The sequence below is a fragment of the Ancylobacter polymorphus genome (genome assembly GCF_022836935.1).
In the GTDB taxonomy this organism is placed as follows: domain Bacteria; phylum Pseudomonadota; class Alphaproteobacteria; order Rhizobiales; family Xanthobacteraceae; genus Ancylobacter; species Ancylobacter polymorphus_A.
Window position 1 is genome coordinate 375,953 of record NZ_CP083239.1, and the last position, 16,409, is coordinate 392,361.

The window sequence follows — 16,409 nt, forward strand, 5'->3', positions numbered from 1 at the left end:
CGATAAGGCAAGGCCGCGCGCCCAGGGGAAGAAAGGCGTGCCCTCCACCTGTGTCATAGGCTTCGACTCTGCCTGGACGGACAAGCCCGATGCGCCGGGCGCGATCTGCAGCATCCGCATCGACGAGCGTGGCCATCGCGAACTCATCGAACCACGCCTCGCCTCCTTCGCTGACGCCCTCAGCTTCATCAGGGCGGAGAGCGCGATGGGTGATCGCTGTCTCGTCGCCCTCGATCAACCGACGATCGTTCCGAACCTCACAAGCCTGCGACCGGTTGATCGGGTAGCTGCCTCGCTCATCTCCTGGCTCGGCGGTGGCGTGCAGCCCGCCAACCGCTCCAAGATCGGCATGTTCGATGATGCGGCACCGCTGTGGCCCTTCCTTTCCAAGCTGGACGCCATTGAAGACCCGGAGCAGGCGCGGTCGGCCACATCGGGCCGCTACCTCATCGAGGTCTTCCCGGCGCTCGCGATCGCCTCGCTCGAGGCGGCATTCTTCGGCCGGCTGCTCGGTCCACGCTATAACCCGGCTCGGCGGAAGACATTCCGTCTGTCGGACTGGCAAGCTCTGATGGCCGCGTTGATCCGCTATGGCGATTCCAATGAGATCGAGAGCGTCAGTCGCTGGATCGCTCAGCTGGGCTTGATTGAGAGGCCCGCCAAGGCCGATCAGGACAAGCTGGATGCTGTCCTATGTGCCATCGTCGGCTTTCACTGGCTGGCGGCGCCGCGCCATCAATCGATCATGATAGGCGACCTCGAAACGGGCTACATGATCGCGCCGGCCACAACCGACGCCAGGGCGCGCCTGGAAGCTGCGGCTCTGCGCTATCGCGTTCCGGTCGACGGTCTGTTGCGTTAGGCCCGCCCGGCCGGCACGCACCCGGCACGATTCGAACGCGCGACCTTTGCCGCAGGAGGCAATGCGAGATACGTACCCCCCCGGCGAGGGCCACGGGGGTTATCGGCCTGATCAGTTGATTTGACCACGGCTCTTGGCGAACGCGGCTTTGCCGATTGCGCGGCGTCGGGCGAGCCTTGCGATGCGGGCGCGGATGAGGTCCTCGTCGATGAGAGCCGGATCGAACGGCGCCCCGTACCAGCGCATGAGCTCGTCATGCTCCTCGTGGGTTGGATCGGCGATGGCTTCGAGGAAGAGCTTGAAGCCGGGGATGCCCGCCGACATCCTCGGGTGGTGCACGGTGGGCACCATCGAGGTAACGGGGATAATCCGTGGCGGGATCGGCTGCGGTGGTCGCCTCGATCGTGATCGTGTGCCGCCAGTCGTCGCCGAAGTCATAGGTGTAGCTGAACTCGGTGATGCTGCGGTCGATGAGAGCGCCGAGCCTCAACGTCTTGGCGGAATAGGTCCTGTCGCGCAGGCTGTCCCATTCTGGATCGGGGATGGCAAAGCGCTGCCCGCCGGCGCGGAACTCGAACAGGTGAGTGTCCTCGAACGGCATGACGGCCTGGATGACGTCGTGCAAGGCCTTGAGCGACGAGGTGAGCGGCACCTCGACACGGCGCCAGATGGTGGGCTGCCAGTCATCCAGTTCGATCTTCAGGCGAGCGATCCGATCGACATGGCTCATGCCGCGAGACTCCCGGGCTCTCGCGCCGCATGCCAGTTCCAGGGCAGCAGCTCGGCGAGCCGGTTCTGCGGCATGTCTGCGATGCGAGCGAGCACGTCAGCGAGCCAGGCCTGCGGATCGATGTCGTTGAGCCGGGCGGTCCCGATCAGGCTGTACATGACGGCGGCGCGCTCGGCGCCGCGGTCGGAACCGGCGAACAGCCAGGCCTTGCGGCCGAGGGCGATGCCGCGCAGCGCCCGTTCTGCCGCATTGTTCGTGAGGCAGACGTGTCCGTCATCGAGGAAGCGGGCGAAGGCGTCCCAGCGCCGCAGCATGTAGTCCATGGCCTGGGCGACAGGTGCATGGCGGGAGAGCCTGGCGCGATGCTCGCGCATCCAAACCTCAAGCTCGGCGACGAGAGGAGCGCTGCGCTCCTGGCGAACGGCTCGGCGCTGATCGGCACTCAGGCCATTGATCTCACGCTCCATGTCGAACAGCGCGTCGATGCGGGCGACGGCCTCGAAGGCAATCGGTGAGATCGGTGCGGCGTTACGCCCACGCCGGCGGTTCGCCGCGATGTCGGCGAGCTCGAATAACTTGCGGCGTGCATGAGCCCAGCACAGGGCCTCGACGATCGGCCCCGGCTGGCGGTCGGGAGCGAGCAGGCGATTGTAACCGGCATAGGCGTCGGCCTGCAGGCTGCCGGTGAAGTGCGTCAGATGCTCTTGCGGGTGTTCGCCCGAGCGGTCGCGTGATGCCCGGAACAACACCGCCGGCGGATCGGCGCCGCCGAAGGGCCGATCGTCGCGCACATACACCCAGGCTCGACCGGTGTCGGTCGTGCCCTTCGCCAGGATCGGCACCGGCGTGTCGTCGCCATGCAGGCGATCTGCCGCCATGACATGGCGCTCGAGCAGCACGTGCAACGGGTGCAGCGCTGCGGCGCAGGCGCCGACATGATCGGCCAGCGTCGACAGCGGCAGATCGATGCCCTCGCGAGCATAGCGCTCGCTCTGCCGGTTCAGAGGCTGGTGCTGGCCGAACTTCTCGAACAGCACCATAGCCAGCAGGTTCGGCCCGACATGGCCGCGCGGGATGACGTGGAACGGCGCCGGCGCCTGGGTCACCGCCTCGCAGGCCCGGCAGGAGAAGCGCTCGCGCACCGTCTGGATCACCTTCCACTGGCGCGGGATCACCTCCAGCGTCTCGGTGATATCTTCCCCGAGCTTCACCAGTCTGCCGGATCCGCAGCACGGGCAGCTCTCGGGTGCGGCGACGATGACGCGCTCACGCGGGAGATGATCAGGGAACGGCTTGCGTGCCGGCCGCTTGCGCTCGAAGGACGCCACATTGGCCGTTTGTGCTGCGGCTTCCGCGGCCAGTTCGTCTTCGGTGGCGTCAGCCTCCAGGTCCTCGAGCTGCATCTCCAGCTGGTCGAGCAGCCGTGCCTTGCGCTCCGAGCGCGTGCCGTAAAGCTCGCGCCGGAGCTTCTCGATCTCCAGCTTCAGCCGCGCGATGAGGGCATCCGTGCTGCTGTTCGCAGCGCGCTCCCGGGCGACGGTCGCCTCGGCTTCCAGCCGCGCGCTACGCTCCGCCAGGATCATGGCGTGGGCCGCGGCAAGGTCGCTCGGCAAAGGATCCATCGGGCTCGACATAGGGCGATGGAATCATATCCGCCGCTCCTGTGCCACGCCCAAATTACCCCGATGCGCCCGGTCGCCACGTCCTCTGCGGATGCCGCCAGTCTATGCCTTCCAGCAGATAGCCGAGCTGCGCAGGGGTGATCGTCACCATGCCGTCGGCCGGAGACGGCCACAGAAAACCACCCCGCTCCAGCCGCTTCGAGAACAGGCAGGCGCCCTGGCCGTCATGCCAGATCACCTTCACCAGATCGCCGCGCTTGCCCCGGAATACGAACAGGTGCCCGCAATGGGGATCGCGCCGTAGAACTTCCTGGACCTGCAATGCCAGACCCGCGAAGCCCTTCCTCATATCCGTGTGGCCCGTCGCCAGCCACACCCGAACCCCGCTTGGAACTGGGATCATCGCCGGCCTCGCGATAGCCCGCCAGCAATCGCCACCACGAACTCCGCTGAGGACCCGACAGGCAGGCTAACCGTCACACCTCCAGCCGACGCGATCTCGATCCGAGTGTCGGTGTGGGCAGTGCTGGATGTGGAACATCCCTCCAGACGATCCATACCCGGCATCGGTGCTGGAAGAGCCTTCGGTGGATCAATAACTGACACTGCCGCAAACCCTGCAGGTTCCATCCGTTCGGAAAGGCGTTCGCGCCATCGATAAATCTGCTGCGCCTGGATGCCATGGCGCTTCGCCGTCTCGATGACGTTGCCGCTCGCGGCCGCCTCTTCAACGACCGCTCGCTTCTCGGCCCAACTCCAGCGCCGACGCCGTACATAGGTCTCTTCTGCGTCCACCGTCCTTCTCCAGCACCGCTGCTGGCACTACTGCCAGATCAGAGGACCGAAAGGCTGGGCACCTCGCCTACATCACGCAAGGCGGCCCGCAGCGGAGGGGTACCGAGATCCTGCCCCCTCTCCCCATGAAACCTCCCGCGCCCCCGTTGCCGGGGGCCGGCGCTTCGATTATGAAGACGCGGCACAGGCGCATTCCTCGCGCCCAGGCACCCGTAGCTCAGCTGGATAGAGCGCTGCCCTCCGAAGGCAGAGGTCGCACGTTCGAATCGTGCCGGGTGCGCCACTTCGGTACAAAACTGCGAACGCCGTTCGCCGCCGCTCCTACGCTTGATGCGGCAGCCAACGTGCGCAGAAGGTCCGATTTATTTCCCATGAGCCGAATCTCCGACTTGCTCACCACCTCGATGCGCTGCGCGAGCGCGCGAAGGTGATCGCGGTGATACTCGCCGGTCTCGGTGCGCAGCTTGGCGCGGGCGACCTCGGAAAAGCGCTTCAAGCTTTCAGCGGTGACCTTCGGGCCAGTCCTCTCCACAGCCGCTTGCGCGCGCTCGGCGTCGGCCTGGGCCTGGTCGCGAATCGCGGTCAGTTCGGCGATGCGGTCCTTAAATGAGAGATCGGCCATGTTGATGAGGCCGTTTTCGATCGCCTCATAAAGGCGCTTCAGCTTGGCCTCGGCCTCCGTCGCCCGCTTGTTGAGCTCGGTGATGTGGTTGCGCCGCCGCTCGACCCATTCCTCGCGCCGGTCGATAAGTTGTTCCATAAGGACGGAAAGGCGTTCGGGGTCGAGGATGCGCCGCTCCAGATGATCGATGACGGCTCGGTCAAGCCGGTCCATACGGACGGCAAGACCCTTGCAGCCGGTCTTGCCCATGCGCGCTGTCGTCGAACAGGCGTAGTAGCGATACATGCCGCCGGAACTGCCCTTGCCGGTCCGGAGCGTCATAGCGCCACCGCAGCTGGCGCAGAAGCAGATGCCCGTCAGAAGTGTCGGGCCGCTCACCTCGCGTGGCGGCGTCCATTGCGGGCTTCGCGCCTTGAGGTTCGCCTGCACGGCACGGAATTCAGCCTCTGTGATGATCGAAGGGACCTGGGCAATCGCGTGCTCGGCTTCCGGTTTGGGGGCTCGGCTCTTGTGGTCCCGGGTGTTGAACCGATGCTTCCCGATATAGGTGGTTCGGGTCAGGATCTGATGGACGGAAGCGATCCCCCAGCGCCCGCCATCGCGGGTGCGGATGTTTCGCTCATTGAGGTAAGCGGTGATCGATTTGATCCCCATCGGGCTGCCGTTGCGCTGCGGATCACCCGTCAGGGCCAGCCTGTAGATCAGCCGGACCGTGTCGGCATGGATCGGATCGATCTCCAGCTTCTTCTTGACCTTGGAGCCGCGCTGGCCGGCGATCACGATGCGGTAGCCGATCGGTGGGCGTGAGCCGTTCCAATAGCCCTGACGGGCATTCTCCTTCATCGCCCGCAGGGTGTGCTTCGCATTTTCCTTCGACTGGTACTCGTCAAACAGCGTCATGATCTGGGTACCCCCCCGGCGAGGGCCACGGGGGTTATCGGCCTGATCAGTTGATTTGACCACGGCTCTTGGCGAACGCGGCTTTGCCGATTGCGCGGCGTCGGGCGAGCCTTGCGATGCGGGCGCGGATGAGGTCCTCGTCGATGAGAGCCGGATCGAACGGCGCCCCGTACCAGCGCATGAGCTCGTCATGCTCCTCGTGGGTTGGATCGGCGATGGCTTCGAGGAAGAGCTTGAAGCCGGGGATGCCCGCCGACATCCTCGGGTGGTGCACGGTGGGCACCATCGAGGTAACGGGGATAATCCGTGGCGGGATCGGCTGCGGTGGTCGCCTCGATCGTGATCGTGTGCCGCCAGTCGTCGCCGAAGTCATAGGTGTAGCTGAACTCGGTGATGCTGCGGTCGATGAGAGCGCCGAGCCTCAACGTCTTGGCGGAATAGGTCCTGTCGCGCAGGCTGTCCCATTCTGGATCGGGGATGGCAAAGCGCTGCCCGCCGGCGCGGAACTCGAACAGGTGAGTGTCCTCGAACGGCATGACGGCCTGGATGACGTCGTGCAAGGCCTTGAGCGACGAGGTGAGCGGCACCTCGACACGGCGCCAGATGGTGGGCTGCCAGTCATCCAGTTCGATCTTCAGGCGAGCGATCCGATCGACATGGCTCATGCCGCGAGACTCCCGGGCTCTCGCGCCGCATGCCAGTTCCAGGGCAGCAGCTCGGCGAGCCGGTTCTGCGGCATGTCTGCGATGCGAGCGAGCACGTCAGCGAGCCAGGCCTGCGGATCGATGTCGTTGAGCCGGGCGGTCCCGATCAGGCTGTACATGACGGCGGCGCGCTCGGCGCCGCGGTCGGAACCGGCGAACAGCCAGGCCTTGCGGCCGAGGGCGATGCCGCGCAGCGCCCGTTCTGCCGCATTGTTCGTGAGGCAGACGTGTCCGTCATCGAGGAAGCGGGCGAAGGCGTCCCAGCGCCGCAGCATGTAGTCCATGGCCTGGGCGACAGGTGCATGGCGGGAGAGCCTGGCGCGATGCTCGCGCATCCAAACCTCAAGCTCGGCGACGAGAGGAGCGCTGCGCTCCTGGCGAACGGCTCGGCGCTGATCGGCACTCAGGCCATTGATCTCACGCTCCATGTCGAACAGCGCGTCGATGCGGGCGACGGCCTCGAAGGCAATCGGTGAGATCGGTGCGGCGTTACGCCCACGCCGGCGGTTCGCCGCGATGTCGGCGAGCTCGAATAACTTGCGGCGTGCATGAGCCCAGCACAGGGCCTCGACGATCGGCCCCGGCTGGCGGTCGGGAGCGAGCAGGCGATTGTAACCGGCATAGGCGTCGGCCTGCAGGCTGCCGGTGAAGTGCGTCAGATGCTCTTGCGGGTGTTCGCCCGAGCGGTCGCGTGATGCCCGGAACAACACCGCCGGCGGATCGGCGCCGCCGAAGGGCCGATCGTCGCGCACATACACCCAGGCTCGACCGGTGTCGGTCGTGCCCTTCGCCAGGATCGGCACCGGCGTGTCGTCGCCATGCAGGCGATCTGCCGCCATGACATGGCGCTCGAGCAGCACGTGCAACGGGTGCAGCGCTGCGGCGCAGGCGCCGACATGATCGGCCAGCGTCGACAGCGGCAGATCGATGCCCTCGCGAGCATAGCGCTCGCTCTGCCGGTTCAGAGGCTGGTGCTGGCCGAACTTCTCGAACAGCACCATAGCCAGCAGGTTCGGCCCGACATGGCCGCGCGGGATGACGTGGAACGGCGCCGGCGCCTGGGTCACCGCCTCGCAGGCCCGGCAGGAGAAGCGCTCGCGCACCGTCTGGATCACCTTCCACTGGCGCGGGATCACCTCCAGCGTCTCGGTGATATCTTCCCCGAGCTTCACCAGTCTGCCGGATCCGCAGCACGGGCAGCTCTCGGGTGCGGCGACGATGACGCGCTCACGCGGGAGATGATCAGGGAACGGCTTGCGTGCCGGCCGCTTGCGCTCGAAGGACGCCACATTGGCCGTTTGTGCTGCGGCTTCCGCGGCCAGTTCGTCTTCGGTGGCGTCAGCCTCCAGGTCCTCGAGCTGCATCTCCAGCTGGTCGAGCAGCCGTGCCTTGCGCTCCGAGCGCGTGCCGTAAAGCTCGCGCCGGAGCTTCTCGATCTCCAGCTTCAGCCGCGCGATGAGGGCATCCGTGCTGCTGTTCGCAGCGCGCTCCCGGGCGACGGTCGCCTCGGCTTCCAGCCGCGCGCTACGCTCCGCCAGGATCATGGCGTGGGCCGCGGCAAGGTCGCTCGGCAAAGGATCCATCGGGCTCGACATAGGGCGATGGAATCATATCCGCCGCTCCTGTGCCACGCCCAAATTACCCCGATGCGCCCGGTCGCCACGTCCTCTGCGGATGCCGCCAGTCTATGCCTTCCAGCAGATAGCCGAGCTGCGCAGGGGTGATCGTCACCATGCCGTCGGCCGGAGACGGCCACAGAAAACCACCCCGCTCCAGCCGCTTCGAGAACAGGCAGGCGCCCTGGCCGTCATGCCAGATCACCTTCACCAGATCGCCGCGCTTGCCCCGGAATACGAACAGGTGCCCGCAATGGGGATCGCGCCGTAGAACTTCCTGGACCTGCAATGCCAGACCCGCGAAGCCCTTCCTCATATCCGTGTGGCCCGTCGCCAGCCACACCCGAACCCCGCTTGGAACTGGGATCATCGCCGGCCTCGCGATAGCCCGCCAGCAATCGCCACCACGAACTCCGCTGAGGACCCGACAGGCAGGCTAACCGTCACACCTCCAGCCGACGCGATCTCGATCCGAGTGTCGGTGTGGGCAGTGCTGGATGTGGAACATCCCTCCAGACGATCCATACCCGGCATCGGTGCTGGAAGAGCCTTCGGTGGATCAATAACTGACACTGCCGCAAACCCTGCAGGTTCCATCCGTTCGGAAAGGCGTTCGCGCCATCGATAAATCTGCTGCGCCTGGATGCCATGGCGCTTCGCCGTCTCGATGACGTTGCCGCTCGCGGCCGCCTCTTCAACGACCGCTCGCTTCTCGGCCCAACTCCAGCGCCGACGCCGTACATAGGTCTCTTCTGCGTCCACCGTCCTTCTCCAGCACCGCTGCTGGCACTACTGCCAGATCAGAGGACCGAAAGGCTGGGCACCTCGCCTACATCACGCAAGGCGGCCCGCAGCGGAGGGGTACGATCAAGGCGCGTGCCTAGCGGAATGACGATGACCGAACGCAACCGCGACGGCGGCAAGCATCATTGTGCCAGCCAGCAGGAAGGTCAGCCGCATCCCCGAGGCGATGGCCAAAGGCGTCGCACGCGCGAACTCCTCCGTCCCCACGCCGAAAGCGAAGACGGCACCCATGGCGGACGCCCCGGCAATTAGGCCGATATTGCGTGACAGGCCGAGCAATCCGGAGACGGCGCCGCGCCGGTCCTTGGAGATGTCGGCCAGCGCGGCGGTGTTGTTTGCGGCCTGAAACAGCTGATAGCCGGGCGTCAGCACGACGATCGACAGCACATAGCCCGCAATGCCGATCCCGTTCGGCAGAAACGCCAGCAGAAGCGCGCCTGTCGCCAGCAGGGCCAGGCCGACAGCGAGCATGCGATTGCTGCCCCAGGCATCCACCAACCTTCCGGACGGGACGCCGCTGAAGATGGAGATCACAGGGCCGACCGCCATGACGAAGCCGACCTGCCGCGCCGTCAGACCAAGCCCGCCGCTGAGATAGAAGGGCACGACCAACAGCGTCGTCATCATGACCGCGGCAACGACGATATTCACCAGAAGGCTTGGCGCGAGATTCCGGTTCATGACGGAGCGCAGGCGAACGGCCGGTGTCCTCTCCTTCACGGGCTCGGCCGGGAGCATGGTGATCGCCAGTACCAGGGCCAGAGCCGCCAATGGCACCTGAACCCAGAAGATACCGCGCCATCCTGCCACCGGGATCAGCAGCCCACCGAGCGAGGGGCCAAGCGCCGTGCCTAGCGCCGATACCGTGCCGAGCAGGCCCATAGCTCGCCCGACGCGCGCCTCGTTTGCAGTTTGGCGCATCAGCGCCGTGGCGAGCGTCATCAGGAATGCCGCCCCGATGCCTTGAAGCACCCGCGCGCCGATCAGCAGCAACAGGTTCGGCGCGACGGCGCACAGCAGCGAGGCAACGGCGAACAGGGCGAGGCCGGCCACCAGCATGGGCTTCAGTCCGCAACGGTCGCCGAGACGACCGGCGATCACCACGCAGACCGTCAGGGCCGCGAGATAGGCGACGACGACCGCCTGCACCTGTGCGAAGGGGGCCGAGAAGGCCTCAGCAAGCGCCGGCAACGCGATATTGGCTATGCTCGTGCCGAGCGCGGCCAACAGCGTCCCGAACGCCAGTGTGACCGCGATTCCCGCTTGTGCCTTCTCCATTACGCCTGACCGTGCCTGTCCCATTGCCTCGTCCTCTTGCTTCGAGAGCCGATAGCGAGCAGGCTGCCACTTCAAGCCGAGTTGAGGTCAAGCATGAAATTTCTGGATATTGGCGAGGTCGCAGAGAGGAGCGGGAACAAGCCCTCGGCGCTGCGCTACTATGAGGAAGCCGGGCTGATTTCCTCGGTCACCCGGCATGGATTGCGCCGACAGTTTGCCCCCGAGGTGCTGTTGCAGCTCAAGCTGATCGCAATGGGCAAGTCGGCCGGCTTTTCGCTCGACGAGATCGCTGGGATGTTCGGCAGGAACGGTATGCCGGATCTGCCGCGAGCGGCGCTTCACGCGAAGGCGGAAGAGATTGACCGAAAAATCCGCGAAATGACGGCACTGCGCGATACCCTCCGCCATGTCGCCGATTGCCCGGCCCCCTCCCATATGGAGTGCCCGACGTTTCGCCGACTGGTGGACATGGCGGGCAAACGGAGCGGCAAGCGCGGGAAGATGGCAAAGCCGAAAACGGGCACCTGACCATAGAGTTTTCCGGGTGCCCACGAGAGCTGGTGGGCAGCGCCCGATGAAGATGAGAACTATGAAATCTTCATAACCCTTTGATTATTATGAAGATACTTGGCATTGTGAGGTTATCGGCGGCATTTGGGTGGCTAATGGCGGCCATTTCGGGCGCTTGGCGGGGCATCTCCAGTTCGTCGGCCGATATCGCCATGCAGTTGCTCCTTCGATCTACCGGTCTGTTAAACCTGTGCTACAGTTCAATCAAACGGTAAGAACTGGGACGATGCCGCCATTCGCAAGCCGACAGTTGGACGGCAGCTTACGCTGAGAGCGGCGATCCCAAACCCGAATGTGCCGAAACCCGATCGGGAGTCGGTGGCACTTTTACGAGCCCTAGAGCGAAGATACCGGCATCGCCGATAGGCGCCCGATCATTCGTTTGGAACCGCTATCGCCCGTCCAGCGGTCGCGAGCGACCTGTTTGACCTAGAACTTGAACACCCCGAGCATCAGCCAGCCGATGGCATCATCGACCTGAATGCAGTTATAGGGCCAGAACTGCCGCAACACGTCAGCATGGGGATGCTTGTCGCCCTTGCTGGGGTCGGAACAAAAGATGCTCGCACGTGGCGCCACAAGGGCTGCGACCTCGGGCGACGAGTTCCCGGACGCGCCATGATGCATCACTTGGAAAACGGATGCCTTGTCGAGTCGGCCATAGGGCGTGAAGAAAGTCTCAAACCCTGTCCGACGCGGTTTTGAGTTGAGCGAACCATCCCCTGTGAACAGAATCGAGAAATGGCTCGCAGAGAGGCGGGACCAATCTGGCTCGTGGTGCCAGGCCATATTCCCAAATAGGGTCTCGCCGGTCCCGAAATAGGCCTCGACGGGTGTCGACACCGGACCGCCGTACAGGAACAGCGAGATGATATTGCGGCGATAGGCGCCGCCGCCGAAGGTCGCGTCATAATGGGCCTTGAGGGCATCGAGGGCCTTTTTGCGGTCGGCCGGATTGGCGGCGGCCAGCAACGTCTTGATTAGCGGCTCGACAGTCGCCGGGAAGCCAGCCGGGCAACGCTCGGCCTGGTGCGCGTCGTTATACGGCACGAACTCCCACAGCCCGTCGATGTGGAGCACCGATTCTGCCCTCAGGAACTCAGCCTCCGACAGGCGCAGGCCCGTCACGCCAGGGATCTCGCCGTCGACCACGACCGGGACGCGCTCAGTCTCCAGCCCCAATTTCATCGGCCGGACGTCGAGTTCGCCGCGCGGACCTTCGGGCGGACCGGGATCGGGCGCGGGCGGGGGCGGGGGCGGGGGATCGCTCTCGCTCGGCGACACAAACACGATCCTCGCCTCCGCGCCGCCGTCCACGCGAAGAAAGTAGCCGGCGGGATCGATCAGAAACTGGAGGAAGTCGGCGTCGAGATCGTCGGCTGATGCCGCAATCCAGAATCGCTGCCAAAGCTGCAGGAAGGGCAGGAGGATCATCTTGACCTCGAACAGCCCGAGCAGGTGCACGAGACCAGAGATATGGTCCGCATCGAAATGGGACAGCGCGACGAAATCGAGCTCGGGTTTCGACCCGTGCGCCGCGCCGCGTGCGGTGCACAGGTCATCGAGCTCGCTTTCGACCTGCGCCTGCGCGGTGACGCTGCCGCAATCATAGACCCAGGTGAAGGGCGGGCGGCGTCCCTGTCGCAATTCGCCCGAGTGCAGCATGCCCTGGCCCACGGGATGGAAACGATAAGCGACCTGCCACGCATCCCCATTGAGGCCCTGCTCGTCGAGGCAATACCAAAAATGGGAGACGGGAGGAAAGGTCGACCAGCAGTCAAGAAAGGCTTGTAACTGCGCGTGGGTTGCGGGCGGCGGCAGGAGGGACCGATCGGCCGAGCGCAGGGCTGATATCCTGTTATGATTGAAGTCGCGTCCGGGCTGGCTGAAAAAGGCGTGGATCTGCTGATCCTTTAGCCCGGCATCGATCATCGCCAGGATTAGGCGGAGATCGCGGCGGCAGATGAATACTTGGCCGGTTCGCACCAACCCGTTGAGACGCAGAGGAGAAGGGGAAGTAGGCAAGGGCCGTCTCCTACTACGATGATGTCGCATTCTGCCGATAGAGCGCAGAAGTATGCTTTGGACAAGATTAGAATTGCGATCCCTCTCCCGGAAGTCCCATCATTAGATGCTGGACCCAAGGACGCGTAGGAACTAAGTGCTCAGCGGGATGCCCGCGGGATCGTAGGCGGATGACTAGTTCCGGCATGAACAGACGTTAATCTTCGACCCCGGAATGGCAATGGTTGGTTGAAAGCTGCTGCACTGCCGGCCCTGGTGTGCAAGTATCGGACAATAGCGTGGAAACGGCGGTTCTTTATACCGCATGGCGATGTGCGGTGTTCGGCGGCAATATCGGGTCATAGAGGGAAATCGGCGGGGTTGGCGGAGCGAGAGGGATTCGAACTGCGCCCTGCAACACGGGTTTCAGCAATCTTGATGCGCGCATCTCAGAGTGCCGCAGCGAAAACGTAGTTCTCAGTTTCATCAACGTCGGCGCGCCAATTTTCTCAGTAGCTTAGCTCGTTTTGCGGCTGGCAAATCGGTCAGTCCCACATTCGCGTCCCACACAACGCTGATCGGCGCCCTGGCGATCACGGCCTTGTCGACGTCCGGGTGCCAGGGCGTTTCCATGTCCGAGAACCATCCGATCAGTGACATGCGCCCGATCGCCGGAATGACGGTGGCTGAGTTCTCCCGGTACACTGGCCTTGTCCCGTCGGATGAATATGACATCGAGGGCGGGCGCGTTTTCGTGCTGCCGCTAAACGACGGCGCGGGTCCCAAGCTGGAAAGCGGCAGTCTGCCAACGGCTCCAACTGTCTGCCGCCTCCTGCTCGCCGCGAGGCGGGTTGCGCAGGGCGAAAACGCTTCCAGCTGGCGGATTGAAGAGGTCAGGCGGTCGGGCCTGTGCCGGGAAAGCTCGTAGGCGGGCGGCATTCACGTGGAAACGGCCGAGCACCCGCGCTGATCGCTGCCGGTCGAGCTTTGCATATGGCAGTCATTCGCCCAGCGTCCGGAGCGCGCCCGGGTGCTACGGCTCGCCAGCCGGCGTGCTGGGGGCGCCGTCAAACTCCTCGATCCACGCGCATATCTTGTCGCTGGCGGCGCGCAGCGGCGAGCCGAGCGGGGTGTAGGCGTAATAGCTGCGCGAGGGCAGAAAGATGTGCGGAAAAGGCGTCACCAGCCGGCCGGCGCGCACATCGTCCGCGATCAGGGTGGCGGGCGCCATCGCCACGCCCAGCCCGTCGATGGCGGCCTGGATCGACAGATAGAAATGGTCGAGCATCAGCGTCGCCGCCGGTTGCAGCGCGCCATGGCCCGCTTTCGCCAGCCAGTCGCGCCACAGCCGGGGCATGCTGGCGACGTGGAGCAGGGTGTGCTGGCCGAGGTCGCCCACCTCGTCCAGCGGCTGGCGCCGCAGCAGCGCGGGGCTGCAGGCGGGCAGCCGGCTCTCCGGCAGCAGCAGGCGGGCCTCGAAGCCGTCGAAGGCATCCGGCCCGCCGCGAATGATCAGGTCGTACTCGCCGGCCAGCCCGTCCACCGGCTCGCTGCCGGTCGTCAGCTCGATCTCGATATAGGGATGCGCCGCGCGCAACTGGCCGAGCTTCGGCACCAGCCAGCGCAGGCTGAAGGTGGCGAGCGCATGGGCCCTTAACACCACCGCGCCGCTGGGCTTGCTGCCGTGCCCCGCCGCCGCCCGCGCGATGCGCTCCAGCGCGGGCTGAATCTCGGCCAGCAGCGCCCGCCCCTCGGCGGTGAGGGCCACGCCGTGGCTGAGCCGCCGGAACAGCGCCGGCGGACCGAGCCATTCCTCCAGCAGCCTTATCTGCCGGCTGACCGCGCCATGGGTGACGCCGAGTTCCGCCGCCGCGTCCTTGAAACTCGACCGACGCGCGGCCGCCTCGAAGGCCCGCACGGCGTTGAGCGGCGGCAGGGGGCGATCTTTCGAGGGGGCCGTCATGTGAGTTTATCTGACATCATACCCCGAAATTAGTCGTTTGCGGCCCGCCGTCCAGCGGGCGCATACCGGTGAGGTGACAAAAACATCAAGCCTCACCTCTTCCGCCGCGTCGCCGGCGCTGTCTTCCCCGCCGGACACCCGCCGGCGCACGCTGGTGCTCTCCGGCCTCGCCCATGCGCTGCATGACGGCTACACCGACGCGATCTATGTGCTGCTTCCGGTCTGGCGGGCCGAGTTCGGGCTCGACTATGTCGCGCTCGCCCTGCTGCGCGGGCTCTATGCCGGCGCCATGGCCGCGCTGCAGGTGCCGGCAAGCTGGCTGGCCGACCGCATGGGTGGGCGCGCGGTGCTGATCCTCGGCACGCTGATCGCCGCCGCGGGCTATGGGCTGGCCGGGTTCAGCGGCGGCGCGCTGGGGCTCTGCGCGGCGCTGTTCCTCGCCGGCGCCGGCTCCAGCGTCCAGCATCCCATTGCCTCCAGCGCCGTGTCCCGCGCTTATGGAACGGCCGCGCGCGGGCCGCTCGGCACCTATAATTTCAGCGGCGACCTCGGCAAGGCGGCTCTTCCGGCGGCGCTGTCCTTCGGGCTGTCCTTCGCGCCGTGGCGTCCCTCGCTCTGGCTGCTGGCGCTAGCGGGGATCGCGGTCGCCGGACTGATCGCCCTCTCCATGCCGAAGATCGCGCCCGCTCCGCCCGCGCCCGCCACACGTGCCGCGTCATCGCGCGGCGGCAACGGCTTCCCGCTGCTGCTGGCCATCGGCGTGATCGATACCGGCGTGCGCATGGGCTTCCTCACCTTCCTACCCTTCCTGCTGCAGCTGAAGGACGCCTCGCAGCCGTTGATCGGCACAGCGCTGGCGCTGGTCTTCCTCGGCGGCGCGGCGGGCAAGCTCGTCTGCGGCTGGCTCGCCCAGCGCTGGGGCATTGTCGGGGTCACGCTCTGCACCGAAGCGCTGACGGCCCTGATGATCGTGCTCGCCGCCGTCCTTCCGCTGTGGGCTCTGCTGGTGCTCCTGCCGCTGCTGGGGCTCACCCTCAACGGCACGTCGTCGGTGCTCTATGGCACGGTGCCGGAACTGGCGCCGGCCGACCGCACCGAGCGGGCCTTCGCCATTTTCTACACCGGGGTGATCGGTTCCGGGGCGCTGGCGCCGCTGCTGTTCGGCGCGGTGGGCGACCAGGCCGGCCCGGTCATCGCCACGCTCGGAACCGCCGTCGCCGCCCTGATCAACCTGCCGCTCGCCCTCGCCCTCGGGCCGCGGCTGGCGCGGCAGTGAGGGGTGGCCGTCACGCGATCAGATCCCCCGCGGGGAGACAGCGACAGGAAACGACATGACAGGCGATACGAACAGGCGGTTAGGCCAGTGCCATTGCGGGGCGGTGCGCTTCGCGGTAGCGCTCAGCGACGGCTTCAACTCGATCCGTCGCTGCACCTGCTCCTATTGCCGCATGCGCGGCGCGGTCGTCGCCATGGCCGAAATGGGCGGGATCGAGATCCTGCAGGGGGAAGAGGTGCTGACCCGCTACCGTTTCCACACCGGTGCCGCGCAGCACTTCTTCTGTTCCCGCTGCGGGATCTACACCCACCATCAGCGCCGCTCGAACCAGAGCCTGTACGCGGTCAACGTCGCCTGCCTCGACGGCGTCAGCCCCTTCGATTTCGCCGAGGTGCCGGTAATGGACGGCATCAACCACACCAGCGACACCGGCAAGCCGACGCGCCGGGCTGGAACCCTGCGTTTCATTTCAGCAAGCTGTCCGTCATGAATCGGCAGGTCCTGTTATGGGCGGTTCACAGCGGCTATCGCGAATGACCCGCTTGGGGCCGTCAGCGGACCGACCGAATTGGGCTGCCGCTGTAGAAAATAGCCACCGTTCTGCAGCCGCCTCCATCGGCCAATGTCCTCCTCGCGCTGCATTTCCGCCCCTGGCGCCAACGG

19 protein-coding genes, 1 tRNA gene and 1 pseudogene are annotated in these 16,409 nt (G+C 65.7%); 7 read left to right on the top strand and 14 right to left on the bottom strand.

Annotated features, from left to right (window positions below; translation table 11 throughout):
* Positions 1–37: 37 nt before the first annotated feature.
* Positions 38–862 (top strand): DUF429 domain-containing protein, encoded by an 825-nt coding sequence (locus K9D25_RS01665; protein WP_244378638.1) that lies wholly within the window; start codon positions 38–40, stop codon positions 860–862.
* Positions 863–973: 111 nt separating this feature from the next.
* On the opposite strand, the gene K9D25_RS01670 is transcribed toward K9D25_RS01665, so the two are convergent.
* From K9D25_RS01670 to K9D25_RS01690, 5 genes are read right to left on the bottom strand one after another with little or no spacing between them, the layout of a single operon-like run.
* Positions 974–1,213, bottom strand: coding sequence for an IS1096 element passenger TnpR family protein (locus K9D25_RS01670; protein WP_347881449.1), 240 nt, complete (start codon positions 1,211–1,213; stop codon positions 974–976).
* Positions 1,116–1,592, bottom strand: a complete 477-nt coding sequence (locus K9D25_RS01675) for a plasmid pRiA4b ORF-3 family protein (RefSeq protein ID WP_244376038.1) — start codon at positions 1,590–1,592, stop codon at positions 1,116–1,118. The genes K9D25_RS01670 and K9D25_RS01675 overlap by 98 nt, the downstream gene beginning before the upstream one ends.
* Positions 1,589–3,214: an IS66 family transposase gene (gene tnpC, locus K9D25_RS01680; protein WP_432207932.1), complete on the bottom strand. Its 1,626-nt coding sequence runs from the start codon at positions 3,212–3,214 to the stop codon at positions 1,589–1,591. Before tnpC (K9D25_RS01680) ends, K9D25_RS01675 begins: the two co-directional genes overlap by 4 nt.
* 55 nt (positions 3,215–3,269) lie before the next feature.
* On the bottom strand, positions 3,270–3,617 hold the full coding sequence (gene tnpB / locus K9D25_RS01685; protein WP_244378641.1) for an IS66 family insertion sequence element accessory protein TnpB: 348 nt from the start codon (positions 3,615–3,617) through the stop codon (positions 3,270–3,272).
* The gene (locus K9D25_RS01690) at positions 3,614–4,009 is read right to left on the bottom strand and encodes a transposase (RefSeq protein ID WP_244378650.1); all 396 of its coding nucleotides are present in this window, start codon (positions 4,007–4,009) and stop codon (positions 3,614–3,616) included. The genes tnpB (K9D25_RS01685) and K9D25_RS01690 overlap by 4 nt, the downstream gene beginning before the upstream one ends.
* 206 nt (positions 4,010–4,215) lie before the next feature.
* Here K9D25_RS01690 and K9D25_RS01695 point away from each other — a divergent pair.
* Positions 4,216–4,292, top strand: a tRNA-Arg gene (locus K9D25_RS01695).
* A 144-nt stretch (positions 4,293–4,436) separates the two neighbouring features.
* Complete coding sequence (locus K9D25_RS01700; RefSeq protein ID WP_244378652.1) at positions 4,437–4,619, top strand: hypothetical protein; 183 nt, start codon at positions 4,437–4,439, stop codon at positions 4,617–4,619.
* Positions 4,620–4,868: 249 nt separating this feature from the next.
* On the opposite strand, the pseudogene K9D25_RS01705 reads toward K9D25_RS01700, so the two are convergent.
* From K9D25_RS01705 to K9D25_RS01735, 7 genes and pseudogenes are all read right to left on the bottom strand, one after another.
* Positions 4,869–5,531: pseudogene (locus K9D25_RS01705) on the bottom strand (recombinase family protein); the annotation flags it as partial.
* Between the two features lie 46 nt (positions 5,532–5,577).
* Complete coding sequence (locus K9D25_RS01710; RefSeq protein ID WP_347881449.1) at positions 5,578–5,817, bottom strand: IS1096 element passenger TnpR family protein; 240 nt, start codon at positions 5,815–5,817, stop codon at positions 5,578–5,580.
* Positions 5,720–6,196, bottom strand: a complete 477-nt coding sequence (locus K9D25_RS01715) for a plasmid pRiA4b ORF-3 family protein (RefSeq protein ID WP_244376038.1) — start codon at positions 6,194–6,196, stop codon at positions 5,720–5,722. Before K9D25_RS01715 ends, K9D25_RS01710 begins: the two co-directional genes overlap by 98 nt.
* Positions 6,193–7,818: an IS66 family transposase gene (gene tnpC, locus K9D25_RS01720; protein ID WP_432207932.1), complete on the bottom strand. Its 1,626-nt coding sequence runs from the start codon at positions 7,816–7,818 to the stop codon at positions 6,193–6,195. Before tnpC (K9D25_RS01720) ends, K9D25_RS01715 begins: the two co-directional genes overlap by 4 nt.
* A gap of 55 nt (positions 7,819–7,873) precedes the next feature.
* The gene (gene tnpB / locus K9D25_RS01725) at positions 7,874–8,221 is read right to left on the bottom strand and encodes an IS66 family insertion sequence element accessory protein TnpB (RefSeq protein ID WP_244378641.1); all 348 of its coding nucleotides are present in this window, start codon (positions 8,219–8,221) and stop codon (positions 7,874–7,876) included.
* Positions 8,218–8,613 (bottom strand): transposase, encoded by a 396-nt coding sequence (locus tag K9D25_RS01730; RefSeq protein WP_244378650.1) that lies wholly within the window; start codon positions 8,611–8,613, stop codon positions 8,218–8,220. The genes tnpB (K9D25_RS01725) and K9D25_RS01730 overlap by 4 nt, the downstream gene beginning before the upstream one ends.
* 105 nt (positions 8,614–8,718) lie before the next feature.
* Positions 8,719–9,957 (bottom strand): MFS transporter, encoded by a 1,239-nt coding sequence (locus K9D25_RS01735; RefSeq protein ID WP_279613772.1) that lies wholly within the window; start codon positions 9,955–9,957, stop codon positions 8,719–8,721.
* A gap of 69 nt (positions 9,958–10,026) precedes the next feature.
* On the opposite strand from K9D25_RS01735, the gene K9D25_RS01740 reads away from it, so the two are divergent.
* On the top strand, positions 10,027–10,461 hold the full coding sequence (locus tag K9D25_RS01740) for a helix-turn-helix domain-containing protein (protein ID WP_244378656.1): 435 nt from the start codon (positions 10,027–10,029) through the stop codon (positions 10,459–10,461).
* Positions 10,462–10,932: 471 nt separating this feature from the next.
* Here the strand turns inward: K9D25_RS01740 and K9D25_RS01745 are convergent, their stop codons facing one another.
* Positions 10,933–12,528 carry a hypothetical protein gene (locus K9D25_RS01745; RefSeq protein WP_244378658.1) on the bottom strand — a complete coding sequence of 532 codons (1,596 nt, stop codon included), beginning with the start codon at positions 12,526–12,528 and terminating at the stop codon, positions 10,933–10,935.
* A gap of 610 nt (positions 12,529–13,138) precedes the next feature.
* On the opposite strand from K9D25_RS01745, the gene K9D25_RS01750 reads away from it, so the two are divergent.
* Positions 13,139–13,435 (top strand): hypothetical protein, encoded by a 297-nt coding sequence (locus K9D25_RS01750; protein ID WP_244378660.1) that lies wholly within the window; start codon positions 13,139–13,141, stop codon positions 13,433–13,435.
* 105 nt (positions 13,436–13,540) lie between these two features.
* Here the strand turns inward: K9D25_RS01750 and K9D25_RS01755 are convergent, their stop codons facing one another.
* On the bottom strand, positions 13,541–14,470 hold the full coding sequence (locus K9D25_RS01755) for a LysR substrate-binding domain-containing protein (RefSeq protein ID WP_244378662.1): 930 nt from the start codon (positions 14,468–14,470) through the stop codon (positions 13,541–13,543).
* Positions 14,471–14,543: 73 nt separating this feature from the next.
* Between K9D25_RS01755 and K9D25_RS01760 the strand changes: the two genes are divergently transcribed.
* A complete protein-coding gene (locus K9D25_RS01760) occupies positions 14,544–15,746 on the top strand; it encodes an MFS transporter (RefSeq protein ID WP_244378664.1) in 1,203 nt (400 codons plus the stop codon).
* A gap of 55 nt (positions 15,747–15,801) precedes the next feature.
* The gene (locus K9D25_RS01765; RefSeq protein ID WP_244378674.1) at positions 15,802–16,236 is read left to right on the top strand and encodes a GFA family protein; all 435 of its coding nucleotides are present in this window, start codon (positions 15,802–15,804) and stop codon (positions 16,234–16,236) included.
* The last annotated feature ends 173 nt before the right edge of the window (positions 16,237–16,409 follow it).

Excerpts from the sequence above, each read along its gene's own strand:
- K9D25_RS01670 (WP_347881449.1), bottom strand. The coding sequence starts at position 1,213 with ATGGTGCCCACCGTGCACCACCCGAGGATGTCGGCGGGCATCCCCGGC.
- K9D25_RS01675 (WP_244376038.1), bottom strand. The coding sequence starts at position 1,592 with ATGAGCCATGTCGATCGGATCGCTCGCCTGAAGATCGAACTGGATGAC.
- tnpC (WP_432207932.1), bottom strand. The coding sequence starts at position 3,214 with ATGGATCCTTTGCCGAGCGACCTTGCCGCGGCCCACGCCATGATCCTG.
- tnpB (WP_244378641.1), bottom strand. The coding sequence starts at position 3,617 with ATGATCCCAGTTCCAAGCGGGGTTCGGGTGTGGCTGGCGACGGGCCAC.
- K9D25_RS01710 (WP_347881449.1), bottom strand. The coding sequence starts at position 5,817 with ATGGTGCCCACCGTGCACCACCCGAGGATGTCGGCGGGCATCCCCGGC.
- K9D25_RS01715 (WP_244376038.1), bottom strand. The coding sequence starts at position 6,196 with ATGAGCCATGTCGATCGGATCGCTCGCCTGAAGATCGAACTGGATGAC.
- tnpC (WP_432207932.1), bottom strand. The coding sequence starts at position 7,818 with ATGGATCCTTTGCCGAGCGACCTTGCCGCGGCCCACGCCATGATCCTG.
- tnpB (WP_244378641.1), bottom strand. The coding sequence starts at position 8,221 with ATGATCCCAGTTCCAAGCGGGGTTCGGGTGTGGCTGGCGACGGGCCAC.
- K9D25_RS01735 (WP_279613772.1), bottom strand. The coding sequence starts at position 9,957 with ATGGGACAGGCACGGTCAGGCGTAATGGAGAAGGCACAAGCGGGAATC.
- K9D25_RS01740 (WP_244378656.1), top strand. The coding sequence starts at position 10,027 with ATGAAATTTCTGGATATTGGCGAGGTCGCAGAGAGGAGCGGGAACAAG.
- K9D25_RS01750 (WP_244378660.1), top strand. The coding sequence starts at position 13,139 with ATGTCCGAGAACCATCCGATCAGTGACATGCGCCCGATCGCCGGAATG.
- K9D25_RS01755 (WP_244378662.1), bottom strand. The coding sequence starts at position 14,470 with ATGACGGCCCCCTCGAAAGATCGCCCCCTGCCGCCGCTCAACGCCGTG.
- K9D25_RS01765 (WP_244378674.1), top strand. The coding sequence starts at position 15,802 with ATGACAGGCGATACGAACAGGCGGTTAGGCCAGTGCCATTGCGGGGCG.